We start from the raw sequence: 17,402 nt of genomic DNA on the forward strand, positions 1-17,402 counted from the left end.
CTATACATTAAATGGTTGCCTGATGGCAAAGTTTACATCACACAAAAAACTGGCGCTATTGTTCATAGCTCCCCAGTTATTGATTACCCTGATTTTTTTTATCTGGCCTGCCTTCATGGCGTTAGTTCAGTCAGTCTATTTTAGTGATGCCTTTGGGCTTAAACAGCAATTTGCCGGTCTAAGTAATTTTGTCGATTTGTTTATGGATCCGGAGTTTTCCCGCGCCATTCTAATTACTCTCATTATTGCTTTTTCCACTGCAGCAGCGACGATGGGGTTTGGTTTGTTGCTGGCTTATCTGGTTTTCAAGCGAAAAAAAAGCCAGCGGATTTACAAAACATTGTTATTGTGGCCTTATGCAGTAGCGCCTGCAATCGCGGCTATTCTCTGGCGTTTTCTGTGCCAGCCGGGTATGGGCTGGTTTTCTGGTTTAATGGAGCATTTTGGTATTCATTTTAATTACCTCACCCATCCAGGCCAGGCTCTTATTGTCATTATTATTGCTGCCAGCTGGCAGCAGTTCAGTTATAATTTTCTTTTTTTTCTCGCCGCACTCAAATCACTGCCGCGCTCATTAATTGATGCCGCTGTAATTGACGGAGCTTCATCCTGGCAGCAATTCTGGCAGATTATCTGGCCCTTGCTATCTCCGACTACTTTTTTTCTACTGATCATGAACCTTATTTATGGGTTTTTTGAAACGTTCGGAATCATTGATATTCTGACCAGCGGCGGCCCAGGCACTAGTACGAGTACCCTGATTTATAAAAGCTATCGTGATGGATTTGTGGGTATGGACCCAGGGAGCTCGGCGTCTCAATCTGTAATACTGATGCTTTTGGTCGTCGTCCTTACTCTTTTGCAATTTTATTTTCTCGAAAAAAGGGTGCATTATAAATGATAAAATTAAATCGTTTGCTCCCGCATTTTTTTCTTACAGGATTTATTATTTTTTTGTTTTTCCCCTTGTATCTGGCTCTGGTCGCAGCGAGCCATGAAGGCAGCGCAATGATGCAGCAGTCTGTCCCGATGGTTCCCGGAGGCCTGCTGTTAACTAATTTAAAAACTGTGCTCACACAGGGAGTTGCCTCAACTGGCGGTCAGCCCATCTGGCGTCTATTAATGAACAGCTTTGTGATGGCTTTTTCAATCGCCAGCGGGAAAATCATTCTTGCGCTGTTCTCAGCCTTTGCGCTGGTCTATTTTAAATTACCTGGTAAATCGTTTATTTTTGGACTGATATTTGCCACTATGATGTTGCCGGTAGAGGTTCGTATTGTACCCACCTTTCAAATTGTAGCCTCAATGGGCTGGCTTAATCATTACAGCGGCCTAACCCTTCCCTTAATGGCTTCAGCAACAGCGACCTTTCTCTTCCGACAATTTTTCAAGACCGTTCCTAATGAATTAATTGATGCAGCGACTCTCGATGGAGCAGGGCCTGTCCGCTTTTTTTGGGATATATTATTACCTCTTGCAAAAACGCAAATTGCTGCTTTGTTTATTATTTTGTTTGTTTACGGCTGGAACCAGTATTTATGGCCTTTAGTAATTACCAGTGACTCCAGTGTTGCAACCATTGTTATGGGGATACGTTATCTGGCTGGGGTAGCAGATCAGATTCCGCAATGGCACTATATTATGGGAGTCGCATTATTGGCGATGCTTCCTCCATGCATTATAGTGGTGGTTTTACAACGCTGGTTTGAGCAAGGATTAACACATTAATGGCTACGGTCAAACTTCTGCATGTAAGTAAAGAGTATGACAAACAGCAAATTCTTTGCGATGTTAATTTAAATATCGTGCAGGGCGAGTTTGTCGCAATCATTGGCCCATCCGGCTGTGGAAAGTCAACTTTATTAAGATTGGTTGCTGGTCTTGAAGAGATAAGTTCCGGGCAGATTTTTTTTGATGAACAATGTGTCAATAATATAGCGCCTTCTAAACGGGATATTGCGATGGTTTTCCAGAACTATGCGCTCTATCCTCATATGACCTGCTTCGAGAATATGGCCTATGGTCTGAAAATCAGGGGAATGAGCGGCGATTCGATTAGGCGAAGAGTCCTGGAAGTCGCAGAAATGCTGCAGATTAGCGCTTGTCTGCAACGCAAACCGCAGGCTTTGTCCGGCGGTCAAAGACAGCGAGTGGCGATGGGGCGAGCGATTGTCCGCTCGCCGGCCGTTTTTCTGTTTGATGAACCCTTATCCAATCTGGATACAAAGTTGCGCAATGAAATGCGTTATGAAATACGAAAGATTCACCAGAATCTCGCAACCACCAGTATTTATGTTACCCATGATCAAACAGAAGCAATGACAATGGCTTCCAAGGTAGTCGTTTTAAATCAGGGTAGAATTGAACAAATAGGTTCTCCCCAGGAGCTCTATCAGCAACCGCAGTCATTATTCGTTGCAGGATTTACCGGCCATTATCCAATGAATCTTATACGTGCCCGACTCGATAAAGGCAGCGGTAAAATATCGTCAAAGCTTGGATTTGATCTGCCTGTTCCAAATAGTTCCCATTGTATTGTCGATGAGGTAATCATTGGTATTCGCCCGGAGCATCTTCGCATTAATACAGACGCAGCAACGCCAGCTATCCGGGTGAAAATAGAGTATATTGATGATTTAGGAGCTGATAAACTGATTCACGCACAAAGTATGTGTGGCACAACACAATTTGCAATCAGAGCATCAGCAGATGAACCAATTAGTGATAATCATTTGGATATCGAATTAAACATCGCCAAAGCAAATTTGTTTGATAGTAAAACCGGATTACGAATGGGAGGATGGCATGAGTCAAAACAACACTGCGTTGCGGGATATTAACAAGCCACATTATAACTACTGGCAGGCTCTGGTTCTCTCATTTTTTAGCAGTCGATTGTATGTTGATGTCGGAAAGCGCTGGTTTGGATTGGGAATTGTATACTTATTTATCGCTATATTGGTGTTCGGAACTCCATTTGCCCTGAGAACCACCAATGATTTCAATATTTTCTTTGATCAGCAGTTGCTGACACCTCTTAAAAAAATGCCGCCAATCACGATTCAAAATGGCCTTGTCAGTTTTGATAAGCCCATGCCTTATGAAATAAAAAATCAATCAGGTCAGGTTGTTTCAGTCATTGATACAAGCGGAACGGTGACCGGACGCAGTGAAAAGTATCCTTATCTCACGACGCTTGTTTCTAAAAATCAATTGTCCTTCTGGCCGCCATCGCCCCAGTTTTTCTTTATGAATCAGGCACAGCCGCAGTCGGATACGCCGATAGTGCAAATATTTCCGCCACAAATGAATGAAATTTTCGATGGGAGCAAATGGATTGCCTCTTCAGGGATTGAAACAGTAAAATACCTGTCATTAATTATAATTTATCCGACGGTCATTCTGATCTTCTTTGTGATGTTTCTAACGTTTTTCCTGGTGTTTGGAATGATCGGACAGCTGGTTTCCCGATTGTTTTATAAACTGGATCTGACTTATTCTCAATCATGTCGTTTACTAGCGGTCGGGGCAACTCCGTCAATCGCAATTTTACTGTTGATGCTGGCAGCGAATTTACCTATTCCTGGCTTAGGCGTAGTTATTATTCTTGTTCTATCCTTTTATTTCAGTTTTGCCGTCATTTCATTACGTAATGAAAGTAAAAAGCTGGTGCTTTCGTGAAGGAAACAATCCATTTTGCACATGGAAATGGTTTCCCATCACCTTGTTATCATCAGCTCCTGACCGCATTAGAAACTCGGTACGACTACTGCTATGTGGATCGTATTGGGCATGATGTGCGTTTTCCAGTAACTGAAAACTGGCACTATCTGGTTGATCAGATAGCAGAAAGCGTCAAAGAAAACTGCAGGCCTCCGGTCATTGGAGTAGGGCATTCGCTTGGCGGTGTATTATCCTTAATTGCCGCCATCGAGCACCCGGAGTTATTTTCTGCTGTGGTCATGATTGATTCTCCTTTGTTAAACCGGTTTAAATCAAGGATGGTAAAACTGGCAAAAACCATTGGTCTGATTGATAAAGTGACGCCAGCCGGACGAACTCGAGGCAGGAGACAGCATTGGCCTGATAAACAACAACTATGGGACTATCTTAAAACCAGAGCGCTTTTTTCGAGTTTTCGAGATGATTGTCTGAACGATTATATTAAATATGGCTTTAGCAAAGATGAAGAGGGTTATTCACTGCGATTTGACCGGGACATTGAATACTCCATTTTTCGGACTATTCCACATCAATTTCATCAATATGAAGGTAAATTAAAAATTCCGGCTTTCCTTATTTACGGGGATCAAAGTGATATTGTCAGCCAGTCTGACGTGAGTTACATGAACAAGCACTATGGCATCGTGAGCCAAAAAATGAAGGGAACTCACATGTTGCCAATGGAAAATCCAGAGTTACTTGCCGAGCAGATTTTCAAACTACTTGACCTTAAAAAAATGGGAGATAAACAAAAACAGAGTCAAAATGCTTAATTCTGGCAAAAAACTATTAACCCACTATATACTTAAGATCACGAGACTGTTCATTCAACTGGTGTTCTGCTAAGCGAAATCCATTTCATCTACAGATTCTGCGGCAAACAATGGATCCTTTTCGCATGAACCAGTTCTGTTAACACCCTCTGGGTCCTTGTTTATTATTGACATTGCTAAAAGGAGATGAATGTGTTGCTCAATCTAATTATAACAGCAATCCTGATATATGGATTTTATCAATTGCTGAGCCGACAGGCGTCAATTGTAGTCTGGACAATCAGTTATGCGATTGTCGCCTTGCTTTTTATGAAATATTCTTCGTTGGGATGGTTTGCTCACACATTATTGGGATTAGGATTTTTAATGTTGCTGGCAGGAGCCATCAAACCCTTAAGACGGCAATTAATCTCTAGCCGTTTGTTTAAGGTCGTAAGTAAAGCAATGCCGACTATGTCTGCCACTGAGCGTGAAGCGCTTGAAGCTGGAACGGTCAGCTGGGAAGGTGATTTGTTTAGCGGCGCACCTGATTTTAAACAATTGTTAAATGCACCGGTAAGTCGATTGTCTGATGAGGAACAGGCTTTTATTAATGGCCCGCTGAATGAGTTATGCCGCATGCTGGATGATTGGGACATTACCCATAATCGCACCGACCTGCCTCCTGAAGTCTGGCAATTCATTAAGGAAAAAGGCTTTTTAGGGATGATTATTCCCAAGGAATACGGCGGCCTCGATTTTTCTGCGACGGCCCAGGCCTTTATTCTGGCGCGAGTTTATGGGCGCTCCATTTCTGCTGCAACAACCATTTCCGTGCCCAATTCATTAGGTCCTGCTGAATTACTTTTGAAGTATGGTACAAAAGAACAGAAAGAGTACTATCTGCCTCGGTTAGCGGATGGACGTGAAGTTCCCTGTTTTGCGCTAACAGGCCCCAATGCCGGGTCTGATGCGGCTTCTATTCCAGATAAAGGGATCGTCTGTAAGCAAATGGTTGATGGTAAAGAAGTTTTAGGAATTCGTCTGAACTGGAACAAGCGTTATATTACACTTTGTCCGGTCGCGACGGTGATTGGTTTAGCCTTCCGATTATTTGATCCGGACAACCTGTTGGGTAAAGGCCATGATGTAGGTATTAGTTGTGCGTTAATACCCTCGACTACACCGGGTGTTATCAAGGGTAGAAGGCATTTTCCATTGAATACTGCGTTTCTTAATGGTCCTACTCAGGGTAAGGATGTGTTCATTCCCGTAGATTATCTCATCGGTGGGGCTTCTATGGCAGGTGCGGGCTGGCGCATGCTGATGGAATGCTTAAGTGCCGGCAGAGCGATTTCACTACCCTCCAGTGCAATGGGTGGATCTCAGGCTGGGGCTTTGGCCAGTGGTGCATACTCCCGAGTCAGAAAACAATTTAATCAGGCAATTGCCAATTTTGAAGGCATCGAAGAGCCTTTGGCGCGCATCATGGCCAATACCTACATTATTGATGCAGGGCTTACAATGGCTGCATCAGCAATCGATCACGGGGCTAAACCTTCTGTGGCCGGAGCGATTCTTAAATACCAGACCACTGAAAGAGCACGTCAGGTGTCTTTAGACGCGATGGATATACACGGAGGTAAAGGAATTTGTCTGGGACCTAATAATTATCTGGGCAGAGGCTACCAGAACGCACCGATTGGTATTACTGTTGAGGGGGCGAATATTCTAACCCGTAATCTGATTATTTTCGGACAAGGGGCTATTCGCTGCCATCCTTATGTATTCAAGGAACTTGAAAGTGTTCGCGAAAATAATCTGGCGGCTTTTGATGATGCGTTTTGGGGACATGCCGGCTTCGTTATGGCAAATCTGGCTAAATCAATAGTCTATGCCTTTACTGACGGGCGATTCACAAAGGCTCCACAAAGTAGAGCGAAGCGTTATTATCAGCTCATCAACCGCTATAGTGCCAATCTGGCGTTTACAGCAGACTTTTGTATGGGAATATTGGGAGGCGCATTAAAACGCAAGGAAAAAATTTCTGCACGTCTGGGTGATGTTTTAGGTAATCTTTACCTCGCTTCCGCAGTACTGAAACGCTATCACGACGATGGAGAGCCAGCAGCTGACTTGCCCTTGGTCGAATGGTGCTGCCAGCATTTACTGCATGAGTGTGAGCGTGCCTTCAGAGGGGTTATTACTAATTTCCCGGTCCGCTGGGGACGCATCCTGCTAAGAACTATACTGATGCCTTTCGGAAGCAAAAGGCATTATCCAGCGGATCATCTCGGCCATCAGCTTGCCAGACTGATGTCAGAGCCTAATGAGACTCGTGACCGAATGGCGCGTATAGTATTCAAAGAGCCCTTGCCCAATTGTCCTGTTGGGCGTTTGGAAGATGCGTTTCATAAAATCTATGCGGTGGAAAGTCTCGAGCGAAAAATTAGCAAGGCGGTCAGAGACGGCATGCTTCACTCTCTGACTTTGCTTGAGCAAATTGAGGAGGCACAAGCCGCTGGCGTATTAACTCCGGAAGAAGCCGTCCAAATGCGTGAAGCTGAACAGGCTCGTCAGGCAGTGATTGCAGTAGATGATTTCAGTGATGAGGAACTTCGCCGTACTGCAGCTGATAAGAGCAATGCTAAGCAAAGAAAAGTGCTATCAACGCATGATGATTTGCCGATAGAGGCTGCGTAAATACCACTTGTTTCCTGGGGCCCGCGATGTGTTCGCGGAACCCAGGAACTCTGCTAATGACTGCAGAGTTGATACTGTAATCCTTCTCTTTGGCTAGAAAATATTACTTCCGGTTCCGTTTCCTATCGCAGTTGTTGTCGCGGGTGGTAAATTGATGCTGCATGAGCCATCTGCTCCAAATTCAGCATAACCTAGATAATTGGCAAGGTTATCCACTACTGAGGGTACAGTAAATTCTCGCACCACCTCATTTAAAATGAAGGGGGTAACGGATTTGTCAATACAGCGAAAACGTAAATAGTAAGTCAATCCTGGCATTGCAGACATATTGAAATTGTATACTGCAAAATAGGAGCGTCCCACAGGCGTTGGCAGATTGGAGTTAACCTGATAGATATTTTCAGGACCATTACCTGGAATATCATCCACATCCAACTCGAAATTATTTTGAATTTTATTAGCATAATAGATATGAGTTGGTGTAGGCAAGGTAGGGAATAAGGCATGGGCATCAATATCGCCATTGCGTGACCATTCCAAAGTAAATTGCACGCTGCCGCATCCACCCACTTCACTAAAGACATGCATTGTATTATTCAAAGGATAACCAGGGCTTGTAGGAAGACAAGTGCTGCACCCATCAGTAGGATTGGTGATCTGGGTGGCATTACTTTGAAGCAATAATCCAGCGCAATATCCTGGCGGTGTAAACGCGAGAACCCGAACCAGGCTATTGACCGCATTAGTATTAGAACCCTGAACTGAAATAGCTGTGGTTTCCGCGAGACCACCTGGCTGGATATTGTAAGTACAACTGCTGTAGGGAGCAAGCGTACTGGTGCAGGTAGAGGCTGCATAATTCACTGTCAATCCACTGCTCGCCGGGATTGAGATGGTTAAATTCTCTGCTGTTGCATTACTATTATTAAACACCTGAACATTTTTTGCCCCATCACCAGCGATAAGAAGAAGTATGGGAGGATTCAGGGTTAACAGAGCAGGTTGCGTGTTCGCTGATACGAGGTGGATTCTAAGGCTGTCGTTGAAACCGGGCTGATAGCACTGCAAAGGCGCATAAAGATCACAAAGAACGGGGCCACCGATGATATCGGCTTGCAGAGCTTGCCCATTAATAGTTAAAGTCAGCAGGCAGGACTGAAGATAGCCCAGTGTTTCGGTACATCCGGAAGGAAAAACTCCCCGAATTGGCTGCATTCTTAAAGTATGAGATTTACGCGATTGATTAGTTACTGTGTATTGTACCGTTGCGCTGCCTGTTGTTTCTACCGTGGTATTGGCTGGGTATCCTGGCACTTGCGCAAAAGTCCATAAGGGTATCCCTGCATTGAGTTTACTGCCAAACAAAAGCATTGAGGCAGCAAATAATGGATGTTTGATCTCCATAATCTTCATAATATGTCCTTATTTTAAAGTGAGTTGGGTTGTGTTTGATGAGTATCCTGAGAGGCCCATTTTAAATAACCCACAATAGCCATAATGGTATAGAGGAACATTAAAAGAGCGTGAAAAGGGATTTGTTTGTAAAAATACATATAAGCATATATTGCATCGGTAATAAACCAGACAAGCCAGGTAAAGATGATTTTATAACACATCAGCCACTGGCCCATAATACTAAGCGCTGTTGTGAGTGCATCAAGGCTTACTACAGTTGAATCAGTATATTGTCGCAACAGGAAATAAATAAGAAGGTATAAGGCAGTAGTGATCATTAACAGGACGGTGGCCTGAGGCAATGATAGCCATTTAACTTTAAACTTTGCATGGGGAGTTCTGTTCCACAGCAAAAAGCCGTAAAAGCTGTTTAACAAATAAAATATTTCAAGCAGGGTGTCGGCATAAATCCCTTTATTAAAATAGAGAATGCTGTTTATCGCAGTGGCAAAAAAGCTGATTATCCATGCTTTCCTGTCCATACAAATGAAATACCAGGTGGAAAGTAACGATAAAAGAGTTCCTAAGAGATCGAGTTGCATGTATATTATTACGATAGTTAGAAAGACGTTTTCCGCCGGGCGGTAAGCTAGGGATACATTGTATCATTAAATGTTAAATTTGATGTACTTATTTACTATTTTATATTTTTGAGTAAGGATACCCTTAATGAAAAAACAGACTGCATTACTTGCACTCACCACTAGTATTTTTGCCAGCTATTCTGTCGCAGGTACCATGGGACCGGTTGTAGCTAAAGACTGGACCTGGGTTAGTTCTGTCAGTGTGGGGCCTGCCTGGGCAAGAGCCGGCGATACTCAGACTTTTTTCCTTGCGCCCGAAATTGAAAAAACCTATGTCGCCAGAAAATCGACCAAAGCCCTGGCTGTCGCTGAGTTATTTTTTGGCGCCCAAAAGAACCTGTCTGATCAATGGTCTGGTCAATTGGGGATTGAACTTGCCACTACCAGTCGTGTCAGGCTGCAAGGTAACATATGGGATGACGCGGATCCCTCATTTGACAATTACACCTATAGCTATAAGGTTAAACACAACCGTATTGCCGCAAAAGGCAAATTATTGCTCGATAAAGGCTATTTTGTAATTCCCTGGGTTAGCGCCAGTGTGGGGGCAGGCTTTAATCGCTCCTATGCATTTCAGAATACACCGACAATTTTTGAAGCCGTTCCTAATGCGGATTTCGCAAACCATACCAAGACAACTTTCGCCTATACGCTGGGCGCCGGTGTACAGAAGAGTTTAAGCGAACATTTTCAGGTGGGCGTTGGCTATGAATTTGCTGATTGGGGGAAAAGCGAACTCGGACGTGCTGCGGGGCAAACACTTAATACCGGCCTTCAGTTAGATCATTTATACACTCATGGTGTTCTGTTTAATTTGACGTGGCTGGCTTAATCTATAAGCCGATATGTTTATTCCCTGCATTCCGGGACTGGTGTTCGCGGATCGGGGAGTTCAGTCAGCTTACTGGGAAAATTTCCAATTATCTGATAGGCTTAGCATATAAGCTTGCTAAGGAGATAGCTATGTACAAAAGGGTGTTATTCGCTACTGATTTTGATGAAGTAGGGGTTAGAGCAGCGCAGAAAGCAAAGAAAATTGCTGATGAGAATGGTGCTGATCTGTTGCTGGTGCATGTTGTGGAACCGATTCCGGCTTATGCCTATCCTGGTTTTGCAGGCTTCGCTGAGGTTGAAGTATCAATTCGTGAGCAGGCTGAGAAAGAGCTGGCGGCTCTTGCTAAAAAACTCGGTGTCGATGCAGCTCACTGCATGATCGAGTTTGGCTCTACTAAAAACGAAATACTCCGAGTGGCCCAGGAGAAAAATATTGATTTAATCGTTACCGGCAGTCACGGCAAGCATGGCCTGGCCTTATTATTAGGCTCTACCGCTAATGCAATTCTTCACGGCGCGGAATGTGATGTTCTGATTGTTCGCTCTGCGAAGGATTAGCTAATAAGCGTAGGTCGGGCGCTTCGCCCGACCAACTCCTACTTTACTCACGTTCTCCTAAGGCGAAGACGGAGTGTCCGAGACAAGTTCTATCTCTTTATGTTTTGTTTCCACCACTTCCTCAATAGTAATTGATGGTTTTTTGCTGATTGGCTTTTTCCAGAAAAAAGAATAAAGCGAGTCTTTGAAGCTGGGTGCATTTTCTGGTTTAGCTTCTTCTTTGGATGGGGCTATTAAAGAGGCAAGAAACTCAGGCAGTTCAACCTTCAGGTTTTTAAACTCGCCCGATTTGAGTAGCTCCTCGATCGTTTTGGCAGGCGATAAATTCGGCAAATACACCAGAAGTAACCTTAGCAGACCGATATTGGTAAAGGCAGTTAGCAGCAGACGATAAAAAAACATCGTAGCAAGTGTTAGAAAATCATGCTGTAAATCAGGACGATTACGAAGTTTGGCGTAATGCCAGAACATGGTCATGGCTTGCTGGCCCGCAATCACCGCAGCCAGCTTCCCCCAATAGGTCGGATCGCTTGCTGATATAATCATTACCAGTAAACGGGTCCAGTCTACATAATTATTATACAGTGTATACATCTGGCTAGCTTTTAACGCAGCGACATCTGCAGGTTTCAAATTCCATTCTGTAAAAAAATTACGCAGCAACTCAAAGTTCATGGTGTGAATCCCCATACACCATCCTCTGGCTCGCTGCTTATAGAGATTTTGATCCGGGCCTAAAACAGTTGTGGGTACCTCTGTCGGAAAAACATAATTGGCATCAAAACGCTGACGATAACCTAAACGAGCGGCACGAATACCCGTTTCAAGATCTTCGGCAATGAAACGAGTGCTATGGGTTAATAATGTTCTCAACAAGACTGATATTTTCCAGAGAGCAATAGCGCCATGCGGATATAAAACACCATGAAAGCGATCCTCGAACATTTTAAAATGATCGGCTTGCTTGTACTCAATAGACTGAAATTGCACTAGTCTGGATGGTTTTTCCTTCTTGGAAATAGCCATAATGGGATAGAAAATTCCTTTGAATTTTTCATTCTCTAACAGGCTTTCATTAAATTTGAAATTAGATGGGGGATGGACGTCATCGTCACTCATCAGCGCAAATTCACGGTGATCTCCCTGAGCTAAAATCAGTCCAATAAATTGAGCAACTGTTTTGTTTCCACGATTATGCCAATAGTAATTAATTCGTTCGGATACTGATTTTGCAATACTAAGTGTATTGTCCGTGGGTTGTTCAGAGTTCCCATTGTCAATAATATAAATTTGCTCAGGTTCAACGATTTTCAAATAAGCTCTAAGTGTGGCTTCTATTTCCAGGGAACTGTTGTGAGCAACAATTATTACAGCCATCTTTTTATTATGGGCTTTAATAGCTGTCTGAGTGTTTTCCTCCTCAAGCTGGATTTCCACATCTGCAGGCTCGGGGGGCTTTTCCGAAATCTCAGGAAGTTTATCCGGATACTTGGTGAAAGCCATAGTAACCAGCATTAATAAAGGTTCAAAACCATAGAGAACGGCCATTAAAGGAATCAGATTGGATTTGACCGCATGAACCAGGTAGTCAAAGAAACCAACATTAGTCTCTACGGCTACAACTGCAGCAATAAGTAGTGCATAAAACAGAAAGAAGAATAGCTTGCGTAAAGTGAATGGGAAAATAATCTCGCGCGGATCAAATATAGATTTAATAAAATTCCAGTCCATTGGAGGGGTAAGTTTCATGAGTAATTCAACATCTCAAAGATTAATAAATTGCCATTCCCTGCGACAGCAATGGCATAGTGATGCCAATTGACAGGAGATAGTCTCAAAAAAAGAAATGATTCTAAAGAATTTAATCGTGAAATGAAATAAAGCGACAGTTATTAATCGGAGAGCTAAACTTTATAATAAGGAATTTCGCAAACTGCGATAAAAATCGGTATAATTGAAATTTTATTCTTAAAGTTATCATATGAAGATTCTAGCTGGATTACATCGTTTTCCATCAGATATGGGATGTGTAGCAACAATCGGTAATTTTGATGGTGTACATTTAGGGCATCAGGCCATCCTGAAAAGGTTGCAGCAAAAAGCAAGAGAATTGAATTTGCCCTCTGTTGTATTAACTTTTGAACCACAGCCCGCTGAGTTTTTTCTTGGAAAGGACACGTTGGCACGATTATCCACTTTCAGGGAAAAGGTAGAGATTTTTTCAAGATTCGGGATAGATTATATTTGCCGGTTAAAGTTCAATAGCGAAATGGCTGCAATGAGCGCTGAAACCTTTGCAAAAAAGTATCTCCTCGATTTATTACAACTGCGTTATTTAACAGTAGGTAATGATTTCCAATTCGGAGCCAATAGGCAGGGAAATGCGTTATTACTAAATGATTATTTCAAGGCCCAAGGCCGGGAACTAGAGATATTTCCTGATTTTGAGATGAATGGCAAGCGAGTCAGTTCTACCCGAATCAGAAAACTGTTGAAAGAGGGCAGACTAACCCAGGCTGCCAGTTTGCTAGGCCGTACTTACAGCATTTCCGGGCGGGTGGTTGTCGGAAACAGGCAAGGTTGTAAATGGGGAATTCCTACAGCGAATATAGCCCTTAACAGAAAAATTCCCCCGTTTACAGGCGTGTTTTGCGTCGAAGTGAAACGGAATAATGGCAAGATATATCATGGGGTCGCCAATCTGGGTATTCGCCCGACAGTTGACGGAACTAAAACAGTATTGGAAGTTCATTTGCTCAATTTTCAAGAAAACCTGTATAGTGAACGATTACAAGTATTTTTCTTGCATAAATTAAGAGACGAAATAAAATTTCCCAATTTGGAAGAGTTAATCCAGCAAATTAGAAATGATATTGTGGCGGCAGAACGCTATTTTTCAAACAGCCGCCTGAATTTAACGCTTTTAGCAGAGTAAGTAATGGCAGATTATAAAGACAGCTTAAATTTACCGAACACTTTATTTCCAATGAAGGCCAGTCTGGCGCAGCGGGAACCGGAACGCCTTTCGGGCTGGCATGATGCCAGGCTTTATCAGCAAATCAGGTCAAAAAGGAAAGGTGCCGACAAGTTTATTCTGCATGATGGTCCTCCCTATGCAAACGGTCATTTGCATTGCGGACATGCCTTAAATAAGATTTTAAAGGATATTATTGTCAAATCCAAAACCATGAGCGGATACGATTCACCATTTCAGCCCGGTTGGGATTGTCATGGTTTGCCAATTGAACTGAATGTTGAAAAAAAGATTGGTAAGGCTGGAGTAAAAGTATCTGCAAGAGAGTTTCGTGAAAAATGCCGGGAATATGCCGCAAGCCAGATTGATATCCAGCGGGATGAGTTTCAACGCCTGGGTGTTTTCGGTGATTGGGAGCATCCTTATGCTACATTTGACTTCTCTTATGAAGCCAATATTATTCGTGCCCTCGCAAAAATCATTGAGAACGGTCACCTGCAACAGGGATTTAAGCCTGTGCACTGGTGTATTGAATGCGGCTCGGCCCTGGCTGAAGCAGAAGTTGAATATGAAGAAAAAACATCCAGCTCTATTGATGTGAGCTTTTATGCGATTCAACCCGAGCAAATACTTAAGATTTTTGCTGCAACTCCGGCAGTCAAGCCCGTTATTTTCCCAATATGGACTACGACTCCCTGGAGTTTGCCTGGAAATGAAGCGGTTTGTCTCCATCCGGAATTTAGTTATGAGCTCGTGGACGCCGGAGAAGTCTATTTTATTATTGCTTCCGAACTGGTTGAGAGCTGTATGAGCCGCTATGGCTTCTCTGAATACCAATCTCTTGGGCAGGTTCCTGGCTCAAGTCTGCTAGAGCAAGCTCTGCAACATCCATTTCTGGATAAAACTGTTCCAGTAATTCTTGGTGAACATGTTACGATTGATGCGGGTACTGGCTGTGTGCACACAGCACCCGCACATGGACCTGATGATTATCAGGTAGCTAAAGCCTATAATTTGCCTCTGATTAACCCCATTAAAGCGAATGGTTGTTATGCTGCTGATGTAGAATACTTTGCTAATCAATCCGTCCTGAAGGTTAATGACAAGATTATTGCGCTACTTGAAGAACGAAAAGTACTGCTGAAGAATGAAGTCATTCGGCATAGTTATCCACACTGCTGGCGTCACAAAACACCGATGATATTTCTTGCGACCCCGCAATGGTTTATTTCTATGGAAAAAAACGGGCTGCGAGCACAAATTTTAAAAACAATCAATGAAGTGAACTGGATGCCGGAATGGGGCAAAGCCCGCATTGCCGGGATGATTGAAACAAGGCCCGACTGGTGTATTTCCCGACAAAGGGCTTGGGGAACGCCGATGCCCTTAATGGTTCACAAAGAAACCAGAGAGCTTCACCCAAAAATAATCGACTTAATAGAGCAGGTTGCGAAACGCGTTGAAGAGAAAGGCATTGATGCCTGGTTTGAACTTGATTTGAAAGAACTTCTTGGCCATGATGCAGAAAACTATGAGAAAATTACCGATACCTTGGACGTGTGGTTTGATTCCGGCGTTTCTCACTACAGTGTATTGAAAGCGAATCAAGAGCTATCGCTTCCCGCTGACATTTATTTTGAAGGTTCCGATCAGCATCGAGGCTGGTTTAACTCCTCTATCACAACCGCTGTGGCTATCTATGGACATGCTCCTTATCGTACCGTACTCACCCACGGATATACAGTAGATGCAGAAGGAAAGAAACTGTCCAAGTCCAAAGGGAATTATGTCGCTCTCGATAAACTCATCGGCCAGCACGGGGCAGATATTCTTCGTCTCTGGGTTTCTTCTACTGATTACCGTAATGAGGTAAGTATTTCAGAGGAAATTATAAAGCGGAATGCCGATGCCTATCGGCGAATCAGGAATACAGCCCGGTTTTTATTAGCTAATTTATTTGATTTTGATCCACATACAGACTTATTGCCCGCCGATAAGCTGGTGGAAATCGATCGATGGGTTGTGAAGCATAGTCAGCAGTTACAGGAAGAAATTCTACAGGCTTATGAGCAATATAATTTTCATATTATTTATCAGAAAATTCATAATTTTTGTGCTGTTGATCTTGGCAGCTTCTACCTTGACGTCGTTAAAGATCGACAATATACAACGCCCAAAAACAGTATAGCCAGACGTTCCTGCCAAACGGCAATGTATCATATCATCCACGCGATGACTCGCTGGTTAGCTCCCATTCTGTCATTTACCGCCGATGAGATTTGGCAGTATATCCCAGGCAAATCTTCTGAATCAGTGATGCTGGAAGAGTGGTATGATAGCTGGCCGGAAATTGGTCAAGTCGATATGGCATTCTGGCGCCAATTACTCGAAATCAGAGATGAGGTTAATAAAGCACTGGAAGCTCAGCGACAGCAGGGAGTTATAGGTTCTGGCTTGGCGGCGGAGATTCGCTTGTATGTTAGCCCGGCGCTTTTAAATAGACTCAAACCCCTTGAAAATGAGTTGCGTTTTCTGTTTATTACTTCGGACGCTAAAGTATTTCCGCTTGAGGAAAAGCCGGAAGAGCTTTCTATACTCGCTGATTTTGAGCTTGCAATCGAAGTCAATGCCAGCCCCTATGAAAAATGCGTTCGTTGCTGGCATCGTCGTGACTCGGTTAACAAGCAGGATAATTTTCCCGAAGTATGTGATCGTTGTGCAGACAATTTAAGTGGTGAGGATGAAGTGAGACAATTTGCATGAAGAAATGGCACTGGTTCATTATTAGTATTCTGGTAATTGCTCTGGATCAAATAAGCAAATATTGGGCGTCGACCCATCTGGTTGCTTATCAGCCAGAGCCTTTAATCCCAATGGTCAATTTTACCTTGGCCTATAATACTGGGGCCGCATTCAGCTTCCTGAGTGGAACAGGCAGCTGGCATCGCTGGTTTTTCGCAGGTTTTAGTATAGTAATGAGTATCGCATTAATAATCTGGCTAGTGCGCTTACCAAACAAGGCGATTCTTCAATCACTTGCCGTGAGCTTGATCCTCGGAGGGGCGATTGGCAATTTGTATGATCGTGCACTGCTTGGGCATGTAATTGATTTTATTGATGTGTATTACCAGAATTATCATTGGCCAGTTTTTAATCTGGCCGATAGCGCCATATGTCTGGGAGCTTTGTTCCTGCTCCTGGATCTATGCAAGAGCCCCGTCCGATAAAGAGGTTAATAGTTTAACCTCCGGATTCAGAATGCTGATTGCAGCAACTGACGGCAAGCTTAAATAATGCTCTGCTTCATCCCACTCGACTTCCGCAGGGAATAAACGAAGAGTGGGTAAGCATTTATTTAAAAGTGCGCAAAATGATAAGGATGCGGGAAAAGGTCTTGCCTGATGGTAGCCAAGTGCCATTACCTGCATTGCCTCTGAGAGTGTGGCAATCCCTGGAAGATGGTTAATTGAATAGATGGCAGCTGTTTGCGCAATAGCGGGTAAAAACCCTGGGCTGGAAACAAAGTGTACGCCTGCCTGATAGCAATCCTCCAATTGTTGGGTGCTGATAACATTACCTGCTCCAATGCGCAACCCTGGAAATTCGGTTAGTATTTTTTTCAAAAGCCCTTCATCACAGCTGTTGATTTCAACTACCGAGAAACCTGCCTTTGCAATTTGTCTAAGCCGGTCAAATAAATAGGCATCGACATCGAGGCTTATTATAATTGATTGATTTCCAAACAATTTATCTGTCATCATAGATTTTCGCTAATACAGGCGCCGTAATGACTCCTATGTTAGAAGACTTACAAACTCT

15 protein-coding genes are annotated in these 17,402 nt (G+C 43.3%); 11 read left to right on the forward strand and 4 right to left on the reverse strand.

Translation table 11 applies throughout. From position 1 onward, the window contains the following. The first annotated feature begins 22 nt into the window (after positions 1 to 22). The 6 genes from DYH61_RS05980 to DYH61_RS06005 all read left to right on the forward strand — a co-directional run bounded on the left by DYH61_RS05980 (position 23) and on the right by DYH61_RS06005 (position 7,178). Entirely contained in the window at positions 23 to 901 is an 879-nt protein-coding gene (locus DYH61_RS05980) for an ABC transporter permease subunit (protein WP_058506699.1), read from the forward strand. After that, the gene (gene ugpE / locus DYH61_RS05985) at positions 898 to 1,728 is read left to right on the forward strand and encodes a sn-glycerol-3-phosphate ABC transporter permease UgpE (RefSeq protein ID WP_058506698.1); all 831 of its coding nucleotides are present in this window, start codon (positions 898 to 900) and stop codon (positions 1,726 to 1,728) included. The genes DYH61_RS05980 and ugpE overlap by 4 nt, the downstream gene beginning before the upstream one ends. Further along, positions 1,728 to 2,840 carry an ABC transporter ATP-binding protein gene (locus DYH61_RS05990; protein ID WP_058506697.1) on the forward strand — a complete coding sequence of 371 codons (1,113 nt, stop codon included), beginning with the start codon at positions 1,728 to 1,730 and terminating at the stop codon, positions 2,838 to 2,840. The genes ugpE and DYH61_RS05990 overlap by 1 nt, the downstream gene beginning before the upstream one ends. Next, positions 2,806 to 3,681, forward strand: a complete 876-nt coding sequence (locus DYH61_RS05995; RefSeq protein WP_058506696.1) for a DUF1189 family protein — start codon at positions 2,806 to 2,808, stop codon at positions 3,679 to 3,681. Before DYH61_RS05990 ends, DYH61_RS05995 begins: the two co-directional genes overlap by 35 nt. Next, positions 3,678 to 4,496 (forward strand): alpha/beta fold hydrolase, encoded by an 819-nt coding sequence (locus tag DYH61_RS06000; protein ID WP_058506695.1) that lies wholly within the window; start codon positions 3,678 to 3,680, stop codon positions 4,494 to 4,496. Before DYH61_RS05995 ends, DYH61_RS06000 begins: the two co-directional genes overlap by 4 nt. Before the next feature lie 195 nt (positions 4,497 to 4,691). Then, entirely contained in the window at positions 4,692 to 7,178 is a 2,487-nt protein-coding gene (locus DYH61_RS06005) for an acyl-CoA dehydrogenase (protein ID WP_058507292.1), read from the forward strand. A 93-nt stretch (positions 7,179 to 7,271) separates the two neighbouring features. Here the strand turns inward: DYH61_RS06005 and DYH61_RS06010 are convergent, their stop codons facing one another. Further along, positions 7,272 to 8,591 carry a hypothetical protein gene (locus DYH61_RS06010; RefSeq protein WP_058506694.1) on the reverse strand — a complete coding sequence of 440 codons (1,320 nt, stop codon included), beginning with the start codon at positions 8,589 to 8,591 and terminating at the stop codon, positions 7,272 to 7,274. A 14-nt stretch (positions 8,592 to 8,605) separates the two neighbouring features. Continuing rightward, positions 8,606 to 9,175, reverse strand: coding sequence for a nicotinamide riboside transporter PnuC (gene pnuC, locus DYH61_RS06015; protein WP_083499162.1), 570 nt, complete (start codon positions 9,173 to 9,175; stop codon positions 8,606 to 8,608). A gap of 127 nt (positions 9,176 to 9,302) precedes the next feature. Between pnuC and DYH61_RS06020 the strand changes: the two genes are divergently transcribed. Further along, positions 9,303 to 10,049: an outer membrane protein gene (locus DYH61_RS06020; RefSeq protein ID WP_058506692.1), complete on the forward strand. Its 747-nt coding sequence runs from the start codon at positions 9,303 to 9,305 to the stop codon at positions 10,047 to 10,049. A 131-nt stretch (positions 10,050 to 10,180) separates the two neighbouring features. Further along, on the forward strand, positions 10,181 to 10,609 hold the full coding sequence (locus DYH61_RS06025; protein WP_058506691.1) for a universal stress protein: 429 nt from the start codon (positions 10,181 to 10,183) through the stop codon (positions 10,607 to 10,609). A 57-nt stretch (positions 10,610 to 10,666) separates the two neighbouring features. Here the strand turns inward: DYH61_RS06025 and DYH61_RS06030 are convergent, their stop codons facing one another. Continuing rightward, a complete protein-coding gene (locus DYH61_RS06030; RefSeq protein ID WP_058506690.1) occupies positions 10,667 to 12,358 on the reverse strand; it encodes a glycosyltransferase family 2 protein in 1,692 nt (563 codons plus the stop codon). A 232-nt stretch (positions 12,359 to 12,590) separates the two neighbouring features. Between DYH61_RS06030 and ribF the strand changes: the two genes are divergently transcribed. From ribF to lspA, 3 genes are read left to right on the forward strand one after another with little or no spacing between them, the layout of a single operon-like run. Continuing rightward, positions 12,591 to 13,544, forward strand: coding sequence for a bifunctional riboflavin kinase/FAD synthetase (gene ribF / locus DYH61_RS06035; RefSeq protein ID WP_058506689.1), 954 nt, complete (start codon positions 12,591 to 12,593; stop codon positions 13,542 to 13,544). 3 nt (positions 13,545 to 13,547) lie between these two features. Beyond that, positions 13,548 to 16,346 carry an isoleucine--tRNA ligase gene (gene ileS, locus DYH61_RS06040; protein ID WP_058506688.1) on the forward strand — a complete coding sequence of 933 codons (2,799 nt, stop codon included), beginning with the start codon at positions 13,548 to 13,550 and terminating at the stop codon, positions 16,344 to 16,346. Further along, positions 16,343 to 16,810 carry a signal peptidase II gene (gene lspA / locus DYH61_RS06045; RefSeq protein ID WP_058506687.1) on the forward strand — a complete coding sequence of 156 codons (468 nt, stop codon included), beginning with the start codon at positions 16,343 to 16,345 and terminating at the stop codon, positions 16,808 to 16,810. The genes ileS and lspA overlap by 4 nt, the downstream gene beginning before the upstream one ends. Here lspA and DYH61_RS06050 read toward each other — a convergent pair. Beyond that, entirely contained in the window at positions 16,787 to 17,344 is a 558-nt protein-coding gene (locus DYH61_RS06050; RefSeq protein ID WP_058506686.1) for a beta/alpha barrel domain-containing protein, read from the reverse strand. The two genes, lspA and DYH61_RS06050, sit on opposite strands and share 24 nt — an antisense overlap. Positions 17,345 to 17,402 lie beyond the last annotated feature (58 nt).

This window comes from Legionella quinlivanii, from assembly GCF_900461555.1.
GTDB lineage: Bacteria > Pseudomonadota > Gammaproteobacteria > Legionellales > Legionellaceae > Legionella_C > Legionella_C quinlivanii.